The sequence below is a fragment of the Kitasatospora sp. NPDC003701 genome, from assembly GCF_053587085.1.
On sequence record NZ_JBSFNM010000004.1, the window covers coordinates 88718 to 107973 of the forward strand.

18 protein-coding genes are annotated in these 19256 nt (G+C 74.0%); 6 read left to right on the forward strand and 12 right to left on the reverse strand.

Going from position 1 to position 19256, the window contains the following annotated elements:
• Positions 1–106 precede the first annotated feature (106 nt).
• The gene (locus tag ACWDRR_RS05505; RefSeq protein WP_449770871.1) at positions 107–1426 is read left to right on the forward strand and encodes a M64 family metallopeptidase; all 1320 of its coding nucleotides are present in this window, start codon (positions 107–109) and stop codon (positions 1424–1426) included.
• Between the two features lie 112 nt (positions 1427–1538).
• Here ACWDRR_RS05505 and ACWDRR_RS05510 read toward each other — a convergent pair whose 3' ends face one another.
• The 4 genes from ACWDRR_RS05510 to ACWDRR_RS05525 all read right to left on the reverse strand — a co-directional run bounded on the left by ACWDRR_RS05510 (position 1539) and on the right by ACWDRR_RS05525 (position 5630).
• Positions 1539–2888 (reverse strand): M14 family metallopeptidase, encoded by a 1350-nt coding sequence (locus tag ACWDRR_RS05510; protein WP_449770872.1) that lies wholly within the window; start codon positions 2886–2888, stop codon positions 1539–1541.
• 143 nt (positions 2889–3031) lie between these two features.
• Positions 3032–3826, reverse strand: a complete 795-nt coding sequence (locus ACWDRR_RS05515; protein ID WP_449770873.1) for a hypothetical protein — start codon at positions 3824–3826, stop codon at positions 3032–3034.
• Entirely contained in the window at positions 3823–5103 is a 1281-nt protein-coding gene (locus ACWDRR_RS05520) for a 2-isopropylmalate synthase (RefSeq protein ID WP_449770874.1), read from the reverse strand. Before ACWDRR_RS05520 ends, ACWDRR_RS05515 begins: the two co-directional genes overlap by 4 nt.
• A gap of 284 nt (positions 5104–5387) precedes the next feature.
• Positions 5388–5630 (reverse strand): hypothetical protein, encoded by a 243-nt coding sequence (locus ACWDRR_RS05525; protein ID WP_449770875.1) that lies wholly within the window; start codon positions 5628–5630, stop codon positions 5388–5390.
• Positions 5631–5833: 203 nt separating this feature from the next.
• Between ACWDRR_RS05525 and ACWDRR_RS05530 the strand changes: the two genes are divergently transcribed.
• The gene (locus tag ACWDRR_RS05530) at positions 5834–6670 is read left to right on the forward strand and encodes a hypothetical protein (protein WP_449770876.1); all 837 of its coding nucleotides are present in this window, start codon (positions 5834–5836) and stop codon (positions 6668–6670) included.
• A 70-nt stretch (positions 6671–6740) separates the two neighbouring features.
• On the opposite strand, the gene ACWDRR_RS05535 is transcribed toward ACWDRR_RS05530, so the two are convergent.
• Together ACWDRR_RS05535 and ACWDRR_RS05540 are read right to left on the reverse strand one after the other, a co-directional pair.
• Positions 6741–7787: a cytochrome P450 gene (locus ACWDRR_RS05535; protein ID WP_449770877.1), complete on the reverse strand. Its 1047-nt coding sequence runs from the start codon at positions 7785–7787 to the stop codon at positions 6741–6743.
• A gap of 80 nt (positions 7788–7867) precedes the next feature.
• Positions 7868–7945 carry a tryptorubin family RiPP precursor gene (locus tag ACWDRR_RS05540; protein WP_350540985.1) on the reverse strand — a complete coding sequence of 26 codons (78 nt, stop codon included), beginning with the start codon at positions 7943–7945 and terminating at the stop codon, positions 7868–7870.
• Positions 7946–8579: 634 nt separating this feature from the next.
• Between ACWDRR_RS05540 and ACWDRR_RS05545 the strand changes: the two genes are divergently transcribed.
• Positions 8580–9878, forward strand: coding sequence for a serine hydrolase domain-containing protein (locus tag ACWDRR_RS05545; RefSeq protein WP_449770878.1), 1299 nt, complete (start codon positions 8580–8582; stop codon positions 9876–9878).
• 54 nt (positions 9879–9932) lie between these two features.
• Here the strand turns inward: ACWDRR_RS05545 and ACWDRR_RS05550 are convergent, their stop codons facing one another.
• The 5 genes from ACWDRR_RS05550 to ACWDRR_RS05570 all read right to left on the reverse strand — a co-directional run bounded on the left by ACWDRR_RS05550 (position 9933) and on the right by ACWDRR_RS05570 (position 14122).
• Positions 9933–10925, reverse strand: a complete 993-nt coding sequence (locus tag ACWDRR_RS05550) for an aldo/keto reductase (protein WP_449770879.1) — start codon at positions 10923–10925, stop codon at positions 9933–9935.
• 178 nt (positions 10926–11103) lie between these two features.
• The gene (locus ACWDRR_RS05555; protein WP_449770880.1) at positions 11104–11433 is read right to left on the reverse strand and encodes a hypothetical protein; all 330 of its coding nucleotides are present in this window, start codon (positions 11431–11433) and stop codon (positions 11104–11106) included.
• Between the two features lie 108 nt (positions 11434–11541).
• Positions 11542–11832: an SHOCT domain-containing protein gene (locus ACWDRR_RS05560; RefSeq protein ID WP_449770881.1), complete on the reverse strand. Its 291-nt coding sequence runs from the start codon at positions 11830–11832 to the stop codon at positions 11542–11544.
• Positions 11833–11898: 66 nt separating this feature from the next.
• A complete protein-coding gene (locus ACWDRR_RS05565; protein ID WP_449770882.1) occupies positions 11899–12348 on the reverse strand; it encodes a DUF6325 family protein in 450 nt (149 codons plus the stop codon).
• A 187-nt stretch (positions 12349–12535) separates the two neighbouring features.
• Positions 12536–14122: a hypothetical protein gene (locus tag ACWDRR_RS05570; protein WP_449770883.1), complete on the reverse strand. Its 1587-nt coding sequence runs from the start codon at positions 14120–14122 to the stop codon at positions 12536–12538.
• 283 nt (positions 14123–14405) lie between these two features.
• On the opposite strand from ACWDRR_RS05570, the gene ACWDRR_RS05575 reads away from it, so the two are divergent.
• The 3 genes from ACWDRR_RS05575 to ACWDRR_RS05585 all read left to right on the forward strand — a co-directional run bounded on the left by ACWDRR_RS05575 (position 14406) and on the right by ACWDRR_RS05585 (position 18157).
• A complete protein-coding gene (locus tag ACWDRR_RS05575) occupies positions 14406–14867 on the forward strand; it encodes a DUF7144 family membrane protein (RefSeq protein WP_449770884.1) in 462 nt (153 codons plus the stop codon).
• Positions 14868–14969: 102 nt separating this feature from the next.
• Entirely contained in the window at positions 14970–16592 is a 1623-nt protein-coding gene (locus ACWDRR_RS05580) for an MFS transporter (protein WP_449770885.1), read from the forward strand.
• A 170-nt stretch (positions 16593–16762) separates the two neighbouring features.
• A complete protein-coding gene (locus ACWDRR_RS05585) occupies positions 16763–18157 on the forward strand; it encodes an aminopeptidase P family protein (protein WP_449770886.1) in 1395 nt (464 codons plus the stop codon).
• Between the two features lie 70 nt (positions 18158–18227).
• On the opposite strand, the gene ACWDRR_RS05590 is transcribed toward ACWDRR_RS05585, so the two are convergent.
• A complete protein-coding gene (locus ACWDRR_RS05590) occupies positions 18228–19157 on the reverse strand; it encodes an LLM class flavin-dependent oxidoreductase (RefSeq protein ID WP_449770887.1) in 930 nt (309 codons plus the stop codon).
• Positions 19158–19256: the final 99 nt, after the last annotated feature.

Sequence of the window (19256 nt, forward strand, 5' to 3'; positions counted from 1 at the left end):
GCGCGCGGGCGGTGGCAGTGGCGCACGGCAGCGTGCGGCTCCGTACGTCACGTGCCGGAACCACTCGCCACCACCCTTCGCCGCCAACCGATTCGGAGCAACTCCCTTGCGCAACAGCAGGCTCACCGCGGTCCTCCTGGCCGGCGCCACGACGCTGGCGGCCCTCGCCGTCGGCGTCGGCCCGGCGGTCGCCGCCCCGTCCGACCCCGTGCTCGGCACCTCCTCCCCGGGTGACCAGGACGTCGAGGTCTTCGCCGAGGACGGCGCCATCAGCCGGGCCAAGGTCCCTGCGGCGTCCCCCTTCGTCGCCGAGCCGTCGATGGGCGCGGCCGCCGCCGGGGACGGTGCCGTCACGAAGATCGTCAACAACGGCGGCTCGGACAGCAAGCTGGACGTGGTCGTGATCGGCGACGGCTACACGGCGTCGGAGCAGGCGAAGTTCCAGAAGGACGCGGCCGCGAAGTGGAAGGACATCAGCGCCGTCCAGCCCTACGCCACGTATCGCAAGCTGTTCAACGTGTGGGCCGTGAACGCCGTCTCCGCCGAGTCGAGCGTCTCCGGGGACCCGAAGCAGAGCACCGTCCGCAAGACCGCCCTCGGCTCGCACTTCTGGTGCAACTCCATCGAGCGGTTGCTCTGCGTGGACATCAAGGCCGTGGACACCTACGCCGCCAAGGCCCCGCAGGCCGACCTCGTCATCGTCGTCGCCAACACCGCCAAGTACGGCGGCGCCGGCTACGGCAGCACCCAGTCCCCGCTCGGGTACGACGGCATCGCCACCGTGGCGGGCGGCAACGGCGCGTCCGGCCAGATAGCGGTGCACGAGACCGGCCACTCGCTGGGCAAGCTCGCGGACGAGTACGTCGCCGAGGGCACCCAGCCCTACAAGGGCGCGGAGCCCCCGCAGGCCAACATCAGCACCCTGAGCGCCGACCAGATGCGCAAGGACAAGACCAAGTGGTACCGGTGGCTCGGGAAGACCTCGCCCGACGGCGGGACCGTCGGCGCCTACCAGGGCGCCGGCAACTACCCGTCCGGCCTCAACCGGCCGACCGACAACTCCGTGATGCGCTCCCTCGGGCGCGAGTTCAACCTCCCCGGCCGCGAGGCCATGATCGCCGGCTTCTACCGGCACGCCTCCACCCTCACCAGCGCCACGCCCGTCACCACCCGGCTGACCGCGACCGACCGCCTCACCGTCGACCTCCCGGTCTCCGGCACCAAGCTGAGCTGGTACCTCGACGGCAAGGAGGTGAAGGCCCTGCGCGACCAGAAGGCGATCGCCGTCGCCGACCTCGGCCCGACCGGCCCCAAGCCCGCGGCCCACGAGCTCAAGGCGGTCGCGACCGACCCCACGTCCTCCGTCATCGACCCGGCCCTGACCCCGGCGCTCACCCGCAGCCTGGTCTGGAACGTCACCCGCTGACCACGGTGGCGCGGGCCCTCCCGTCCGGCTCGGACGCGAGGGCCCGCGCGCGTGGACGGACGCCGCACCGGCCGGGGCCGCACGGGGCCCCGGCCGGTGCGGCGTTCCCGGCTCAGGAGGCGATGCCGCAGTACTGCTGCTGCTTGCCGATCGCGCGGTACATGCAGTCGGCCGTCTCCACCAGCCGCAGTACCGCCTCGCGGTTGCGGCTGGTCTCGCGTCCGATCACCTCGTCGGGCGGGTAGAAGCCGCTGCTGCCGTTCGGGCCGGGGTACATCTCGAAGGTGTAGGCGAAGATCCGGTGCACGCCCCACAGCCAGTCGTCGATCGCGCCGTCGGTGATGTAGAGGTCGCTCGACTGCTCGGGCGTGTAGCCGTTGGTGCCGGCCATGGCCTTGCCGAAGGTGGCGAAGGTGTTGTACTCGTCGGCGGTCATTCCGGTGGCGGTGTTGGCGGTGGTCCAGCCGAACGGCCAGAGCACCAGCTGGCTGTAGGTGTGGAAGTCGATGGCCGCGGTGATCTGCTGCTTCCCGCCGATCACCCGGGTGCGGACGAAGTCGGCCACCACCTTGGTCTCCTTGGCGGACTCGGGGGCGGCGCCCCGGTAGGTCTCGCTGGAGGTGGAGCCGGAGGAGCCGCCGCAGCAGCCCCACTTGTAGTCCCAGTTGCGGTTCAGGTCGGTGCCGGCGCTGCTGCTGCCGGCGTTGGGCTGGCGGTCCTTGCGCCAGCTGCGGTAGCGGCCGGTGGCGATGTCGTACTCGCCGCCGTCCGGGTTGACGTCGGGGACCACCCAGATCTCACGGCTGTTGACGGCGTTCGTGATCCGGCTGTCGGTGCCGTACTTGTCGCCGAACTCGTGCAGCAGGTAGAGCGCCATCTCGACGGTGAGGTGCTCACGGGCGTGCTGGTGGGCGGTGAACAGCACCTCGGGCTCGTTCTCGTCGGTTCCGACGTTGTCGCTGATCTTCACGGCGACGATCGCCCGGCCCTCGTAGGAGGTGCCGATGACGCGCTTGCTCATGATGTCGGGGTGCGCGGCCACGACGGCGTCGATGTCGGCGGTGGCCTCCGCGTAGTTGTGGTACCCGGAGTCGGCGGACGGGAAGTCGTACACCGCGGCGCCGACGCCCTGTTCGCCGGCCCCGGCGCCGTACGTCGGGTCCGGCAGCGGACTGGGGGACCAGCCGAGCGCGCGCAGCCGGTCGGCCTCGGCGGCGGTGGCGGTGACCACCACCGAATCGGTCCGCACGGCGTCGACGGAGGCTCCGGTGGCGGCGACGGCGGTGCGTTCGGCGACGGTGCGGGGGCCGTCGAGGACGTACTGCCGGGCGCTGTCGGCCGCGGCGGCCGAGGAGGCGGTGACCGGGTGGGCGGCGACCTGGGTGGTGAGGGGGGAGGCGAGTGCGAGGGCCAGCACGACGGCGGTGACCGCGGCGGGCTTCCCTCGGCGGGGCAGTCGCATGACTGTCCTCCTGTGGGGGGTCCGTAGGGACGGAACAGGGGAGGAACTGCGGCGCGCGCCAGCATGATGGTCCGTCAGTGTCATGGTTTCGTCAAGACGGTGAGTGGCGGGCGGTCGTCGGCGTGGCCCTGGTCCTACCGGGCCTACGGGCTCTCGCCGGCGTCCGCGGTGGCTCGGTGGCCCGCCGCCGCCGGGTAGGCGGTGCGGAGGTGGTGCAGATAGGCCGCGGCGCCGCCGTGGCGGTGGTCCTGGGCGCCGTGGCGGTGCAGGGCGAGGCTGCCGCCGGGGTGCAGGCGCAGGGTGGTGGTGGCCCGGCGGGCCGGCTCCGGTCCCTCCGGTTCGACGGCGGCCGGTTCCGTGCCGGCCGCTTCGGTGCCGGTCGCTTCGGTGCTGGCCGGTCCGGCGGCGGGGAGGTCGGCCGTGCCGAGGACGGCCGTCCCTGCGGGGAACATGGCCACGGCAGCGGCCGCGTGGGCCGCGGGGGGGCGGCCGGTGCGGTTGGCGCTGCTGACGTACAGCAGCGGAAAGCGGGCGAGCAGGGGCCGCAGGGGTGCCCAGCGGGCGCCGAAGAGCAGGGCCCAGCCGTCCTGGGCGGCCGGCGCCAGCCAGTCGGGCGGCGGCTCGTCGGTGCGCAGCGGGACCAGCAGGGTGAGGTGCTCCTCGGCGAGGAGGCGCCGGGCCAGGGCGGCCGTGGGCGCGTCCAGGGCGAGGGCCGCGTCGAGGGCCGCCAGGGTGTCCGGATGGTGGGCCCAGAGCGCGACCGGCTGGCCGACGGGGCGGCCCTTCGCGGCGTTGACCGTCCCGGGCGCGGTGGCGGCGACCACGCCGGTCAGCGGCGAGGGGTTGGGCAGCACGACCGCCGTGCCCCGGGCGAGGGCGCTGCGGGCGCCGGGCAGGTCGACGGTACCGGTGTCGGTGGGTACGGCGCCCGGGTTCACCGCGCGGCCCCGGCCGGGTCGGTGTCGGGTGCGGCGGGTGCGGTGGCGGGTGCGCCGGCGAGGCCGTCGAGGTAGGCGGCGAACGCCTCGTCGTCGACCACGGCGCGGCCGGTCCGGAACGCCCGGCTCTTCACCCAGGCCATCGCGCTCCCCGCCCGGTCCCGGTCGAGCTCGTGACCCAGGCGGGCGGCGACGGCGGTGACGACCCGGGCGCTGGCCAGGTGAGTGAGGACGACGCTCGGGGCGATGCCCAGGAGCCGTTGCGGGTCGTACGGCTGGAACAGCCGGGGGCGGACGAACGGGGTGCCGGTGGAGATCGTGCCCACGCCGGGGCCGACGACCGGCGTGGTCACGGTCAGGGGTATGCCGGTCTCCTCGCCGACCATGCGGGCTATGCCGGGGAGCCGGGTGAGGTCCGGGGCGGTCCACCACGGGTCGCCGGTCTGGCCGCCCAGGAGCTGCGCGGTGCGTTCGGGGCGGTGGGCGAGCAGGAGCAGCACCTGCTCGGTGGCGACCATGCCGGAGCGCTCCGCGATCCCCAGCCATGCGCTCGACACCACCCGCACGCCGGCGCGCAGTGCCTCCAGGGTGTTGGCCAGCCCCAGCCCGAGGTCGTTGTGCAGGTGCGAGGCCAGCACCACGTCGTCCGTGCAGGCGGTCCGCACGCGGGAGAACAAGGCGGCCGCGTCGGAGGGGAGTTGACCGCCGACGGTGTCGGCCAGGACCACCACGCCGGCTCCCGCCGCCGTCATGGACTGCGCGTGGGCGGCCACCAGGGCGTGGTCGGCGCGGCCGGCGTCCGCCAGGCAGACGTCGACGGCGACCGTGTCGTCCAGGCCCCGGGCCTCCTTGACCAGCGCGACGCCGCCCTCCAGGGCCTCCCGGGCCGTGCGGTGGACCATCACCTGGGCCATCGCCTCCGAGGCCGGCACGACGACCATCACCCGGGCGTGTGCGCTCCCGCGCACCGCCGCGACGGCCTGCCGGACATCCCGCGCGGCGCCCCGGCAGACCGCGGCCACGCTCACCGCACCCTCGGCCTCCACCGCGACCCGGCGCACCGCCTCGAACTCCTCGGCGCACACCGCCGGGAACCCGGCCGCGAACACCACGTGCCGGGGCCCGTCCGCGCCGAAGATCCGCCCCTGTTCCAGGGCCAGCCGCACCCGGAAGTCCGCGCTCATCAGCGTCTTGGCCTGGGCGCCGTCGCGGGCCGACTCCTCCCAGATCACCACCCGGCCCGCCCGGGCCGACTCGCGCACCACGTCCCGTGCCAATGCTCCCCCTCGTGCCGCGTGGACGCCCCGGCCGTTCGGTGCGGCAAACGGCGCTCCGGAGAAGCGGTTTGACGGGCCGTGGGCGCAGTGATCGTTGCACCGACGCCGCGGCCGTCAGGCCGACGGGTCCTCGGTTCACTCGTCCGAGTGAACTGTTCCGTCCGGGGACCGGCCTCGGGCCGTCCGGCACCGATACTGGTCGGTTGGCCCAGGGGGGATCCGGGGCCGGCGTCGGAACGCGGCGGGGCCCGGCGGGGTGACCCGGGCGGGCGCGGTCGGGGCCGTCAGCGGCCGGTGCCGGGTCGCTCCGCCGTGTTCTCCCCGTCGTCCGGGTCCGGCGCCACCGCCGCCGAGCCTCCGTACAGGTCGTCGTCGCTCCCGTAGAGGTCGCCATCGCCGTGCGGCGCGACTGCGCCGGCCTCGCCGCCGGTTCTCCTCGACCGCCCGGTGAACAGGTCGTCGGGTGCTGCTTCGCTCATCTCGGACAGGGGGCTCGCCCCGCCGTCGCGCTCGTTGCCACCGGTCATCGGATGCTCCAACCCTCCGCCGGTCCGGATACCGCCGATCGTACTCCGCGCGGTTTGCGACGGGCCTGCCCCGGGCGGCGCCCGTTCCGCGCCCCGGCCACCGCGGAGCGTGCGGCCCCACCGGCGCTGATCAGCGGCGACGGGGGTTCCGGAGGACGGAGGGCGGTGGGTAGGTTGGTGGCCACCGACCGAGGAGTTGCTCCGTGCCCGCCCGCCCCAGCGTTCTGTTCGTGACCGATCTCGCCTACCGGGCCCGGGGCCGGCGGTACTGCGACGAGGACATCCAGCTGTCCGCCCGGCTCCGGGCCGACTTCGACATCGCCCTCTGCCACCCCTTGGACGCGGCCGCGCTGATGGACGGCTTCGACGCGGTGGTGGTCCGCAACAGCGGCCCCGTCCTGCACTACCAGGAGCAGTACGAGGCCTTCCGGGCCGAGGCCGCGGCGCGCGGCACCCGGGTCTACAACCCGCTCTCCGGCCGGGGTGACATGGCCGGCAAGCAGTACCTGCTGGACCTGACCGCGGCCGGACACCCGGTGATCCCCACCGTCGACCGGGCGGAGGACCTCGGCCGGCTGCCCGCGTCCGCCGAGTACGCCGTCAAGCCGAAGGTCGGCGCGGACTCCATCGGCCTGACCTTCGTGTCCCCGGACGGGTTGCCCGGCCTCGGGTACGGCGACATCCTCGTCCAGCCGCGCATCGACTTCCGCTACGAGGTGTCGTTCTACTTCGTCGACGAGGACTTCCAGTACGCCCTGCACGCTCCCGACCCCGAGCGGCGCTGGGTCCTGGAGCCGTACCGCCCCACCGAGGCGGACCTCGGCTTCGCCCGGCGCTTCATCGACTGGAACACGCTCGACCACGGCATCCAGCGCGTGGACGCCTGCCGCACGCGGGAGGGCGAGCTCCTGCTGGTCGAGCTGGAGGACCTCAACCCCTACCTGTCCCTGGACCGCGTCGCCGAGCCGGTCCGGGACGCCTTCGCCACCGCCATGACGGCCTCGCTGCACCGGTTCCTGGACACCCCGGCCCGGGGCTGAGGCGGCACCCGCTCGCGGCCGGGCCGGGCCGGGCCGGGGTCGAGGCCGTCCGGCCCCGGGCCGGCCCGGGTCAGCGCCGGACCAGGCGCACGTCGGAGACTTCGAGCAGGCCGTCGAGCTCGACCTTGCCGACGGTCTGCCCCGGGTTCACCACGAGGCCGTCGCGGCGCACGATGTCGAGGAGCCGTTCGGCCAGCGGCATCACCATGTGCCGCCCCCAGCAGCGCTCGTTCGCGTGGCCGAAGGGGAGGTAGCCGGGGTGGTTGTCGGGGTCGAGGTCGGCCCAGCGTTCCGGGCGGAAGTCGTCCGGGTCCTCCCAGAGGGCGGGGTCGCGATGGCTCAGCAGCGGGAGCATCAGGATGTCGTCCTTCGCGCCGATCCGGTCGTCCACGGCGGAGAACTCGGGGGAGCCCATCCGCAGGATGTTCCAGGACGGCGGGAGCAGCCGGAGCGCCTCCAGCAGGATGTCCCGGTTCGATTCACCGTCCTCGAAAGGTGCCCCCAGCCAGAGCGCATTGGTGACGAGGGCGGACACGGTGAAACAGATCGGCGCGGCCACCCGCCGGTAGAGATACATGGCATAACGGCGGTCGTCGTAACTCTCGGCATCCAGGACGCGGGCCGCCAGATTGGACAGCGGTACTTCCGTGCCGGGTTTTCCGAGCATGGCCGTCCCGGCCGCGACGGCCGCCCAGGTCAATTTCGGCGTGAGTTCCAGCCGGCGGTCCACCAGGACGCGGAATCGGAAACTCTCGCGGCCGAAGACGAGATCCCGGAGATAGACGTGGGCGACGTGCGGCCATTTCCCGGAGAGGTCGACCTCGTCGCCCAGGGGCTTCTTCAGGGCGACCCGGACATCGGCGGAGACGGCCTGCATGAGCGCGGACGCGTCCGTCCGGGTGACGGACCTGCCCTGGACGGGTTTGAAGGTGGGGCGCTCGGAATCGTTGGCGGGCCGGCTGCGGAGCAGGCCGTCCATCAGGTCGGCGCCGGCCACCCCGATGGTGTCGGGCTCCAGGCGGAAGAGGTCCGCCCCGCGGTACCTGCGAAGAAGTTCCTCGATCCGCGGTGCGAAGACGGTGGCCCGGGCGCTCCTGCCCGTGCTGGACATAGGCATCGGTGAACTCCAAGGGTGAAAGGCCCGTGCCCGGTGAGACGGGGCTCACCGGGCACGGGCCCGGTACGCGAACGACCCGATTAGATCCAGCCGTACCAGGCGTAGGCCTTCAGGCTCTTCTCCGGCATGACCTTCTTCACGAAGTGAACGAGCTTCATGACAAAACCTCCGTCTGACGATGGACCGGATGAATCGTGCACATGCTTCGACGGGTTGCGGTGGTGACTCGGCAGAATCCTGCGATCCGCTTCTCGTCGCCAGAAGTGAAGCCCCGCGCCAAAAGGAGCGTCAAGTGACGCAGCTCACTCGCCGATCGCCGTCCGGACAGGTTTCGCGACCGGCCGCCGCCCGATTGCCCGTGGAACGACCGAAAGGGCCGGGATTGGGCGGATCGTGCTCATCGGGGCGGTTGTAAGGGCCGGGCGGTCGTGCGTCGGTGCTGGTCGCGGCCCCGGTCCGGGTGGCGGCCGGGTGAACGGAGCGCGTCCGGGGTCCGGCGGCGGGAGGGCGGGGGAGGTGCGGCCGGGGCCGACCGAACGTTAGGTTTGCCCGTTCGGGCACGGCGGGTGCCCTCGCGCACCGGGCCGCGGGTCTCCGGCTGACGGCGTACCGTCACGCCGCCGTCACCGGCGGTCGGCAACGGGGGAGCGGGCGGCCGGTGGCCGACCGCCGGCCGGGCGCCCCGGCGCGACGTTCCCGGGGTGACCGACCGTCAACTCCTGTCGTGTTCAGGAGGATATGATCTTGGTCCGCGCGGGACCGCCGCGCGCGATGTCGACGGAACAGGGGACCATGCCGATGGTGAAGATCGGGCTCGCGCGGTCGGGGGCGGCCGCCGCGGCCGCCGCACTGCTGATGGCCGCTGTCGGAACGGGTGCCGCCGCGGCGGCGCCGGTGCCGGCCGGCCCGCCCGTTCCGGACACGGCCGGGGTGCGGACCGCACTGCAGAACACCCTGAACGCGGGGGCGCCCGGCGCCTTCGCCGTGATCCGGGACCACGGCGGCGGCGAGCGCAGCTGGTCGCTGACGATGGGCAAGGCCGACCTCGACGGCACCCCGATGAAGGACGACCGGCAGTTCCGGGTGGGCAGCAACAGCAAGATGTTCGCCTCGGTGCTCGTCATGCGCCTCGCCGAGCAGGGGCGCATCGACCTGGACAAGCCGCTGCGCGACTACCTGCCGCCGGGCACCCTGCCCGAGGGCTGGGCGATGACCGGCCGTCAGGTGATGCAGCACCGCGCGGGCATCTACGACCACACCAACGACCTGCTCGAACAGGCCGGCGAGGAGACCACGAGCGCCTTCGAGGCGCGCATCCGCAACACCGTCTACGCGCCCCAGGACCTGGTGGCCCTCTCGGTCAAGCACGGCGTGCAGTACACCCCGGGGACGAAGTACGCGTACTCGAACACGGACTACGTGCTGATGGGGATCGCGGTCGAGCACCTCACCGGCCGCGCCTACGCCGACCTGCTGCGCGAGCAGATCATCGACCCGCTGAAGCTGCGTCAGACCTCCTTCGTGGTGCCCGAGAAGGGCATCGCCGGCTCGCACGTCACCGGGTACCTGACCAACGACGACCGCGGCAAGCCGCTGCTGGACTCCACCGAGCAGACCGCCTCCTGGCTGTGGAGCGCCGGCGGGGTCATCTCCTCCGCCGCCGACATGGACCGCTTCCTCACCGCGCTGCTGGCCGGCAGCGCCGGCGGGCTCGTCTCCGACGCCTCGCTGCGGCAGATGACCGACGTCCTCCCCACGCCCACGGCGAAGATCGGCTACGGCCTGGGCGTCCGGCAGATCGCGCTCTCCTGCGGGAACGTCCTCGGCCACGGCGGCATCGTCCAGGGCTTCCAGACCCAGAGCTTCGTCACCCCCGACGGCAGGCGCAGCGTCGTGGTCTTCGCCAACGCCTCCAACAACGGGGCTGTCACGACGGGCCTGATGGGCGTGCTGGAGCCGGCCTTCTGCGGCAAGCGGACCGCCACCGCCGCACCCCGGTCGGCGCTGACCGCGCCCGGCGTCGGCGCGCCGCACGACGGGGCAGGGGCGTTCGACACCACCGTTCCGGTGGTGGAGGACACCCGCGTCTGACCCGTGGACGGCGGGCCGGGGGAACCTCCCCGGCCCGCCCCGCCCGGCGGCGGCTCAGGCCCAGGGCAGTGCGGCGCGCGTGCGCCAGTACTCCTCGGCGGGCTCGGTGAGCGGGGCGAGCGCGGCCAGGTCGGCGGGAGCGAGCCCGATCCCGGCGGCGGTGAGGTTGGAGGCCAGTTGCCCGGGGGTGGCCGCGCCCGAGAGCACCACGTCGGCCCAGGGCTGCGCGGCGACCGCGGCCAGGGCGAGCGCGTCGCAGGAGGCTCCGGTGCGGGCGGCCAGCGCGCGCAGCGCTGCGGTGTCGGGGCCGGTGGCGTTGCGGTCGGCGAGGCGCCCGTTGGCCATGCCCTCCTTCACCACCACCAGCCAGCCCGCCGCGTGCGCCTCGGCCAGGGCCGGCCCGGCGGACGGCTCCAGCAGGTTCCAGGTGGACTGGACGGCGGCGAACAGCGGCCGTCCCGCCACCGTCACCTCCAGCGCCGCCCGGACGGTGGCGCCCTGCGCCGGGCCGCTGGTGGACAGGCCGATCCGGACGCCCTCGGCGGCCAGCTCCGCCAGCCGCTCGTGCAGGACGGGGTCGCCGAGCGCCGGGCTGTCGGGGGTGACGGAGTGCACCAGGTACACCTGCGGCAGCCCGCCCAGCAGCGCCCTGGTCTCCTTGATCTGACGGTCGAACACCGCCGAGGAGTGCTCCTTGACCTCGTGCACCGGCACCCCGGAGGCCTGCCAGTCGGCGGTGTAGGTGTAGCCCCACTTGCTGCCGACGACCACATCGGTCGCGGCCGGGCGGGCGGCGAGCCACTGGCCGACGAACTCCTCCGCACGGCCGTAGGACCGCGCGGTGTCGAAGTACCGCACCCCCGCCGCGTGGGCGGCGTCGAGCAGCGCGTGCGTCCGCTCCCGCAGCGCCTCGACGCTGCGCCCGGCCGGCAGGTCGAGGTCGCGCCCGAGCGTGATGTAGCCGGGCCGTCCGACGGCGGCGGTGCCCAGGCCGAACCGCGCGAGCGACGGTCCGGCGGCGGGTCCGGTGACGGGTGCGGTCGGCATGGCGGAGGTCCCTTCGGCGGTACGGGCGCGGTGGCGGTGGTTCGTCCACCCGCATCCGAACCCTAGCCTCCGCCGAGGGGCCGTCCCCGACCTGGTCCGGCCCCTGCCGTCGCCGCTCGGAGCGTCCCGACCCGGTCCGTCCCGAGGTCGGCCCCCGGCCGCTCGGGGGCCGGGGCCGTCAGCCGTACCAGGACGCCTCGGTGGGCCGCGCCCGGTGGGGTACGTCCCGGGCGGGCATGGGCAGCCGGGTGTCGCCGTCGACCAGCGTGGCGGCCGGGACGCCGCGGAGCGCACCGGGCAGGTCCACCTCGACGGTGATCGCGCGCGGCGGATCGGTGGGCAGCGTCGTGCTGAGCGAACCCGGCTGGGCGTGGTGGCCGTGGACCTGCCCGACGGCGACCTCCTTGCCGTCGACCAGCAGCTCCAGCCGCCGCGTTCCGGCCAGGCGGACGCCGACGGTGACCGAGCAGCCGGCGTACTCGCAGTGGAAGTGGTACTCGCGGCTCATGGGCAGCGCCTCCCTCTCGCGGTGGACGAGGATGCCTCGTCGCCGTCGTGGCACCGGTGGCGTCGCGGGCGACCCTGATGGGCGGCCGCCGGGCGGGGCGCGGTCGGGTCAGGAGCCCAGCAGGCGGGCCTTCTGCGCCGCGAACTCGGCGTCGGTGAGCAGGCCTTGGTTCTTGAGTTCGCCGAGCTGCTTGAGCTGGTCGAGCCGGGCGGTCATGTCGTCGGGCGCGGCGGCCGGCGCGGCCGCGGGTGCGGCCTGGTAGGCGGGTTGGGCCGGGGCCTGCGCCGACTCCTGCTGGGCCCAGCGGCCGGCCTGCCGCCGGGAGACCCGGTTGGAGACCGCGGTCGCGGTCCCGGCGACGACGGCGGTACGGGCGACGCCGCGAAGTAGTCCTGGCATCACGAATCTCCTTGACTCTCGGGGTGGGCCGGCTCTCGGGGCGAGCCGCTCGGTCGTCCGACCGGCTCAGTTCCCGTCCTTGCCCTCGGCCGCGTCGAGGGAGGCGAGGACGGCCTGGACGGGGATGCGGCCGTCGGCGACCAGGCGCGCTCCGCTGCGCCGGAGGGCCGCCGCGAAGGGGCCGGCCCAGACGTTCTCGTAGACGAGGATGCCGGCGGAGCTGCCCGGTGCGAGGACGGCGCCGGCGTCGGCGAGGTCGCCCTCGTCGAGCAGGCCCGAGGAGACGCCCTCGAAGACGGCGAGGTCGAGCTGCCCGTCACCGGTGAGGTCGGCGAGCTCGATGCCGGTGATCGATCCGTCCGCCTCCTTGCGGATGAAGACCAGGTCGAGGATGCGGATGATGCCGCGGTCGACGAGGTCGACCAGCAGCGGCAGCCCTTCGCCGGTCATCCGGCTGCCGGGGAACTCGACGACGATGTAGTCGATCGGTCCGGTCTCGTTCAGCTCGTCGCTCACGTCGGGTCCTCTCCGGTCGGCCGGGCGGAGGGTGCCGGCCGACGCCGTGGCGGTGCGCGCCCGGGAGGGCGGCACGGTCGGGGCCGCTCCCGTCGCAGCGCGGCTCCCGCTCCTGCCATTCCAACAGGGCCGGTACGACCGCGCATCTCGGCCCGGCCCGGCGGCGCGGGTGGCGGTCGCCGGGCGGTCAGGCGCCGGCCGGCGGTCCGGTGCCCGAGACAGGGCCGGGGCCCGAGGGGGTGCCGGAGGTCGCGGCGCCGGGGCCGGGGCCGGTGTCCAGGAACTCCCGGATCAGGAAGGCGAGGAGGACGACCAGGGTGATCCACAGGACCACCGCCGTGGTCGGGTAGTTCCAGGTCGCCAGCACGACCGCCGCCACGACCAGGATCAGCGCGCCGATCCACCGCTTGAAGCGGTGGACGAACGGACCCACCGGGCCCAGCCGCATCCCGAGGTTGAACAGCACCTCGCGCAGGGCGTCCACCATCCGGCGGCAGGCGGTGCGAATCGCGACGGCGGCCCGGGAGGGCCCGATCACCAGCGCGCCCAGGGCCGTGACGACGGCCACCGCGAAGACCACCCGGATGCTCGCCCGCATGAACCGGATCAGCGTGTCGTACACCGCGCCCGCGGCCGCCTGGTTCGCCCCCGGCGGCAGGTGGTCGAGGTAGAACGCGCGGAAGACGGTCAGGAGGATCCCCAGCAACAGCATGGCGAGCGCCACGCCGACGGCCGCGCCGACCAGCGCCCGGCGCCGGTTGGACGCGAGGAAGACGCCGCCGGCGGCCACCAGCACGGTCACCAGCGGGAGCCACGAGCCCATGATCTCCAGCAGCCGGAAGTACGTCTTGACCTTGCCGATGTCCTCGGACTGGAAGACCACGAAGTCGGTGTGGACCGGCGGGATCTTGGCCGCCACCCCGAGGCCGGCGTCGACCAGCTCGGTCTTGACCCGGTCCACGATCGGCGCGATGTCGATGCCGACCTGGTTGTTGGTCAGCGTCACCGCGCCGCCGCCCTTGCCGGTGAGGGCCTTGTCGAGGGAGGTGTGGATCAGCCGGTTGGCCTCGACCCAGACCGTCTCGAAGGCGCTGCTGGTCACGACCCGGTCGACGGTGGAGTGGACGAGGTTGGTGAGGCCGCTGGTGATGGGACCGCTCAGGCCGCCGAGCAGGTTCGCCAGCTGGGGCGGCACGCCCTGCTCGGCGGCGGCGTCGGAGAGCTGCTTGACCAGCGCCTTCACATCGATCTGGTCCAGCACGACCTGGGTAACCCGGTTGGTGACGGCGTCCTGCACCGCCGGGTCGGTGGCCAGCGGCGCGACGGTGGAGACGTAGCGGTCGGTGTTGCCGACGATGTCGCTCGTCCAGACCGCGAGGACGGACAGCAGGCTCAGCAGTGACGCGATGACGATGACCGCCACGGACCCGGAGGTCCGCATCCGGTGGTGCTCCCGGCGGGGTGGCGGGGTGGCGGCCTCCAGCGCGGCGATCCGGGCCTTCAGTTGCGTGACGTCGTCCGGCGGTTGCGGTGCGGGCGGCGTCGAGGGCGGCGGTTGCGGTGCGGCGTGCGTCGAGGGCGGCGGTTGCGGTCCGGGCTGCGCCGAGGTCGGTGGTTCCGGTGCGGGCTGCGCCGAGGTCGGCGGTTCCGAGGCGGCGGGCGGCGGCGTGGGCGGCGGCTGCGGGGCGGGCTGGGTGGGCTGCGTGGGCCGGTCGCGCGGCGGCTGCGCCCCGTCCGCTCCTGCGGGATCCGTTCCGGAGTCCGTCGGGGCCATCGCACCTCTCCCTGGGTCGGACGCTTGCCCCGGGGAGCGGAGCGCACGTGCCGGTAGCTCCTCTCCAGCAGAGCCGCGCCCCCACCGGCCCACCAGCGGGAACGGCCGTACGGGTGGTGGCCGGCCGTCGCCGGCGGGTCCGCGGGACGGCGTCCGGGCCGGCCCGCGGGTGGCCGCCGGTACGGGGCGCGCGTCCCGCACGGGTGTGGAACTCTGGAACGTGGAGCCGCTGTCGGGCCCGGACCGATGGGCCTGCGGGCTCCCCGAGAGTTCGGAGGCCCCCATGGCCGGCAATCTCAACCCGCCCGTCGCAGGCGCCGACCCACCACCGCCCGCAGGCGTCGGCACGGGCTCGTCCGGGCACCTGCTGCGGTCCGGGTGGATCGTCCTCGCGGCGGTTCTCATGATCTTCGGCGGGACGATGGCGATCTTCGAAGGGATCGCGGCCATCGCCAAGGACGACCTGTTCGTCCGGACGAACGATTACGTGTTCCGCTTCAACCTGACCGGTTGGGGCTGGATCCACCTGATCCTGGGCATCGTCATCGTGCTGGCCGGAGTCATGGTGTTCACCGGAGCCGTCTGGGCGCGCGCCGTCGGCGTGGTCCTCGCCGGGCTGAGCCTGATCGCCAACTTCCTCTGGCTGCCCTACTACCCGTTCTGGGCCATCACCCTGATCGCCGTGAACATCTTCATCATCTGGGCCCTGTGCGCGGGATCGCTGCGAGGGCGGGACGTGGTCTGACACCCGGCGCCCCGTACCCGGTACGGGGCGCCGCCGTCCGACCGGCTGACTTCGTGGTGCGTCGCGCGGCCGTTCGCCGGGGTCGCTGGGACGATGCCGCCCATGGCATCCAGAGCAGGCACCGACGGCGGGCCCGCGACGACCGGGTTCGTCCTGCCGGTCCTCGCGGCCGGGCAGTTCCTGATGGCGCTCGACAGCTCCGTCATGAACGTCTCGATCGCGACGGTGGCCGACGACGTGGGGACGACCGTCGCCGGGATCCAGGGCGCCATCACCGCGTACACGCTGGTGATGGCGATGTTCATGATCCCCGGAGGCAAGGTCGGGGTGCTGATCGGCCGCCGGCGGGCGTTCATGATCGGCTGCGTCGTCTACGGCTGCGGATCCCTGACGACGGCGCTCGCACCCGATCTGACCGTGCTCCTGTTCGGCTGGTCCTTCCTGGAGGGGATCGGGGCGGCGCTCATCCTCCCGGCGATCGTGGCGCTGGTCGCCGGGAACTTCGCCGCCGAGCGCAGGCCGGCCGCCTACGGGTTCGTCGCCGCGGCGGGGGCGGTGGCGATCGCCTTGGGGCCGCTCATCGGCGGTGTCGCGACGACGTACTTCTCCTGGCGCTGGGTCTTCGCCGGCGAGGTCGCCGTGGTGCTCGCCATCCTGGTGTTCGCCCGCCGGCTCGCCGACGCCCCGATCGGTGACCGCGCCCGGATCGACCTGGTGGGCGCCGTGCTCTCCGCCCTGGGGCTCGGCGCGTTCGTCTTCGGGGTGCTGCGCTCCAGCGCCTGGGGGTGGTTCCTGCCCAAGCCCGGCGCGCCCGCCTGGCTGGGCATCTCGCTCACCGTGTGGCTGCTGCTGGCCGGTCTGCTGCTGATCCGGCTCTTCCTGCGCTGGGAGGCGCGGGTCGTGGAGCGGCACGGCGAGCCGCTGGTCGATCCGGAACTGCTCCGCAACCGCCGGCTCACCGGCGGCCTGACGATGTTCTTCTTCCAGTACTTCGTCCAGATGGGCGTGTTCTTCGTCGTCCCGCTCTACCTGTCCGTCGCGCTCGGCCTGTCCGCCCTCAAGACCGGCGCCCGGCTGCTGCCGCTCTCGCTGACGCTGCTGGCCGCCGCGATCCTGATCCCGCGCCTGTTCCCGGACGTCTCACCGCGCCGGGTGGTGCGGCTCGGGACGCTGGCGCTGCTCGCGGGCGCCGTCGCGCTGCTGGCCGCGTTGGACGCGGACGCGGGTGCGGAGGTCGTCACCGTGCCCCTGCTGCTGATCGGGTTCGGGATGGGCGCGCTGGCGTCGCAGCTCGGAGCCGTCACGGTGTCCGCCGTCCCGGACGAGCAGAGCGCGGAGGTCGGCGGCATCCAGAACGCCGTCACCAATCTCGGCTCCTCGATCGGCACCGCACTCGCCGGCTCGATCATGATCGCCACGCTGACGGCCTCGTTCCTGACGTCGGTCGAGCAGAACCCGGCGGTGCCGGCCGAGGTCGCCGGCCAGGCGGCCGTGCAGCTGGAGAGCGGTGCGCCCTTCCTGTCGGACGTCCAGCTCCGGGCGGCGCTGGACGAGGCCGGGACGAGCCCGGAGGTCGCGCAGGCGGCCCTCGACGCGAACGCCGCGGCGCGGCTCGACGGCCTGCGCGCCGCCCTCGCGGTGCTCGCCCTGACCGCCCTGGTCGCCCTGTTCTTCACCCGGCGGATTCCGGACACCCAGCCCGGTGGCGGCGGGACACCGGCGTAGGCGGTCCGGGCGTGCGGCCGGTTCCCCGCCCGAGCACGTCTCCGGGTGTCCCCGCCCTAGCTGTGTGACATGTGAAATGGTAGTTTCCCCGTGAATCGGACAACGGTGATCGGAGACATGTGGTGGAGCAGCAGGGCGGGGCGCGCGGTGCCGGGAGTCACGATCGCGCGGTGTCGGCCGCATTGGCCGAGTGCTTCCAGCAGGGGTGGGCGGACACCGGCGTGACGCGGCCGCCCGTGCCCGGGGCGGCCTTCGCGGCCAAGCGGCGCGCGGCGCTCTCCGAGCGGTTCCCCGGCGAGCGGATCGTCGTCCCCTCGGGCGGGCCGAAGGTCCGGAGCAACGACTTCGACTACACCTTCCGGCCGCACTCCGCGTTCGTCCACCTCACCGCCGAGCAGGGGACGCAGGCCGTCCCCGACAGCGTCCTCGTCTTCGAGCCCACCGGGAACGGCCACGACGTCACCCTGTTCACCCGGCCGCGTTCGCCGCGCGACGGCGGGCCGAACGGCGCGGAGTTCTACAGCAGCCGGCAGCACGGCGAGTTCTGGGTCGGGCGGCGCCGGACGCTGTCGGAGACCGCCGACGCCCTCGGCGTCCAGGCCGCCGCCCGGGACGACCTGGAGCGGGCGCTCGCCGGGCACGTGCCGACCCGGGTGGTGCGCGGCGAGGACGCGCTCGTCGACGCGCTGGTCCGGCCGGCCCGCGAGGCCGAGGCCGAACTGCTCACCTTCCTCTCGGAGTCGCGGCTGGTGAAGGACGAGTGGGAGGTCGAGCAGCTGGGCACGGCCGTCCGGTCCACGGTGGCCGGATTCCACGACGTCGTCGGTGAGCTGCGCCACGCCACGGGCCTGGAGCGGGGCGAGCGCTGGATCGAGGGCACCTTCAACCGCCGGGCCCGGCTGGACGGTTACGGTCTGGGCTTCGAGACCATCGCGGCGGCCGGCTCGCACGCCTGCGTCCTGCACTGGATGCACAACGACGGCCCGGTGCGGGACGGCGACCTCCTCCTGCTGGACGCCGGTGTCGAGGCCGACTCCTTCTACACCGGCGACGTCACCCGGACGCTGCCGGTGAGCGGGCGCTACACCGACGTCCAGCGCCGGGTGTACGACCTGGTCTTCGCCGCCCAGTCGGCGGGGATCGCCGCACTGCGGCCCGGCGCCCGCTACGGCGCCTTCCACGACGCGGCGATGAGCGTGATCGCCGAGGGCCTCGACGCCTGGGGCCTGGCGCCCGAGGGCGGGCAGTCCCTCGCGGAGTCCGGCCTGTACCGCCGGTTCACCGTCTGCGGCTCGGGCCACATGCTGGGCCTGGACTGCCACGACTGCGCGGGTGCCCGCAGCGGGACGTACCTGGACGGCGTGCTGGAGGCCGGCCACGTCCTGACCGTCGAGCCCGGCCTGTACTTCCAGCCCGACGATCTGACGATCCCCGAGGAGCTGCGCGGGATCGGCGTGCGGATCGAGGACGACTTCCTCATCACGGCCGACGGCGCGCAGTGGCTGTCCTCGGGCCTGCCGCGCCAGGCGGACGAGGTCGAGGCCTGGATGGCGTCGCTGCGCTGACCGCTCGGGGCCCGGGGGCCGTGGTGCGGCGCCCGCCGCCGTCGGGGCGGGCGCCGGACGACCGCCGGGTTCAGGGCAGCCGGGTAGCGCCGCCGTGGCTCGCGGGCGCGATCTCCTCCAGGACGTGCGCGGGCGTGGCGAAGACGCCCGACTCGCGCGGGTAGTGGACCACGAGCTCGGTGAAGCCCAGCTCCGCGCAGCGCCCCGCGACGTCCTCGAAGGCCGCCACCGACCGCATCGTCGGCAGCGGTGAGAACCCGGTCAGCAGCGTGCGCCCCAGCGACCTCGGGTCGCGCCCCTCCTGCTCGCACGCCGCGTCGAGGCTCTCCAGCCGGTGTGCGAGGGCGGCCCAGGTCGAGGCCTCCGTCTGCTCGACGTCCCTCGGTACGTCCGCGTCGTCGGTGACGGCCCAGGCCGCGCCGTACCGCGCCACGGTCCGCATGCCGAGCGGGCCGCTCGCCGCCAGCAGGAACGGCACCCGGGGCCGCTGGACGCACCCGGGCTCCAGCCGGGCGTCGATCGCGTCGAAGTGCCGGCCGCGGAAGGTGGTCCGCGGCCGGCCCCCGGGTGCCCCGGTCAGCAGCAGGTCCAGCAGCTCCACCGACTCGCGGAACCGGCCGCCGCGCTCCTTCACGGACCAGCCGGTGCCGGGTTCGCCCTGGCCGAGCACGATGCCGTCGGCGTCGGGCGCGCCGGCACCGTAGCCGAGGACGAACCGGCCCCCGCTGACGGCGTCCAGCGTCATGACGTCCTGCGCGAGCGGCACCGGGTGGCGGAAGTTCGCCGACGACACCAGGGTGCCGATCCTGATCCGCGAGGTGACCGCGGCGGCGGCCGCCAGTGTGGGCACGGCGCCGTACCAGGCGCCGTCCGGCAGCCCGCCCCAGCTGACGTGGTCGTACGAGTAGGCGGCGTGGAAGCCCAGCTCCTCGGCGCGACGCCACATCGGGGCCGCCTCGGGGAACGGCCGGTCGGGCAGGATGCAGACGCTGATACGCACGGTGGACTCCAGATCCTCGGTGGGGTGCTTCGGCCCCGCTGCCCGGCGGCGCGGGGCGACCCGCGGTCGGGGCGTCGTCGTCGCGGGGGAGCGCGGCAG

Coding starts and splice junctions, on each gene's coding strand:
- ACWDRR_RS05510 (WP_449770872.1), bottom strand. CDS start 2,888: ATGCGACTGCCCCGCCGAGGGAAGCCCGCCGCGGTCACCGCCGTCGTG.
- ACWDRR_RS05525 (WP_449770875.1), bottom strand. CDS start 5,630: ATGACCGGTGGCAACGAGCGCGACGGCGGGGCGAGCCCCCTGTCCGAG.
- ACWDRR_RS05535 (WP_449770877.1), bottom strand. CDS start 7,787: ATGCCTATGTCCAGCACGGGCAGGAGCGCCCGGGCCACCGTCTTCGCA.
- ACWDRR_RS05540 (WP_350540985.1), bottom strand. CDS start 7,945: ATGAAGCTCGTTCACTTCGTGAAGAAGGTCATGCCGGAGAAGAGCCTG.
- ACWDRR_RS05545 (WP_449770878.1), top strand. CDS start 8,580: ATGCCGATGGTGAAGATCGGGCTCGCGCGGTCGGGGGCGGCCGCCGCG.
- ACWDRR_RS05550 (WP_449770879.1), bottom strand. CDS start 10,925: ATGCCGACCGCACCCGTCACCGGACCCGCCGCCGGACCGTCGCTCGCG.
- ACWDRR_RS05555 (WP_449770880.1), bottom strand. CDS start 11,433: ATGAGCCGCGAGTACCACTTCCACTGCGAGTACGCCGGCTGCTCGGTC.
- ACWDRR_RS05560 (WP_449770881.1), bottom strand. CDS start 11,832: ATGCCAGGACTACTTCGCGGCGTCGCCCGTACCGCCGTCGTCGCCGGG.
- ACWDRR_RS05570 (WP_449770883.1), bottom strand. CDS start 14,122: ATGGCCCCGACGGACTCCGGAACGGATCCCGCAGGAGCGGACGGGGCG.
- ACWDRR_RS05575 (WP_449770884.1), top strand. CDS start 14,406: ATGGCCGGCAATCTCAACCCGCCCGTCGCAGGCGCCGACCCACCACCG.
- ACWDRR_RS05580 (WP_449770885.1), top strand. CDS start 14,970: ATGGCATCCAGAGCAGGCACCGACGGCGGGCCCGCGACGACCGGGTTC.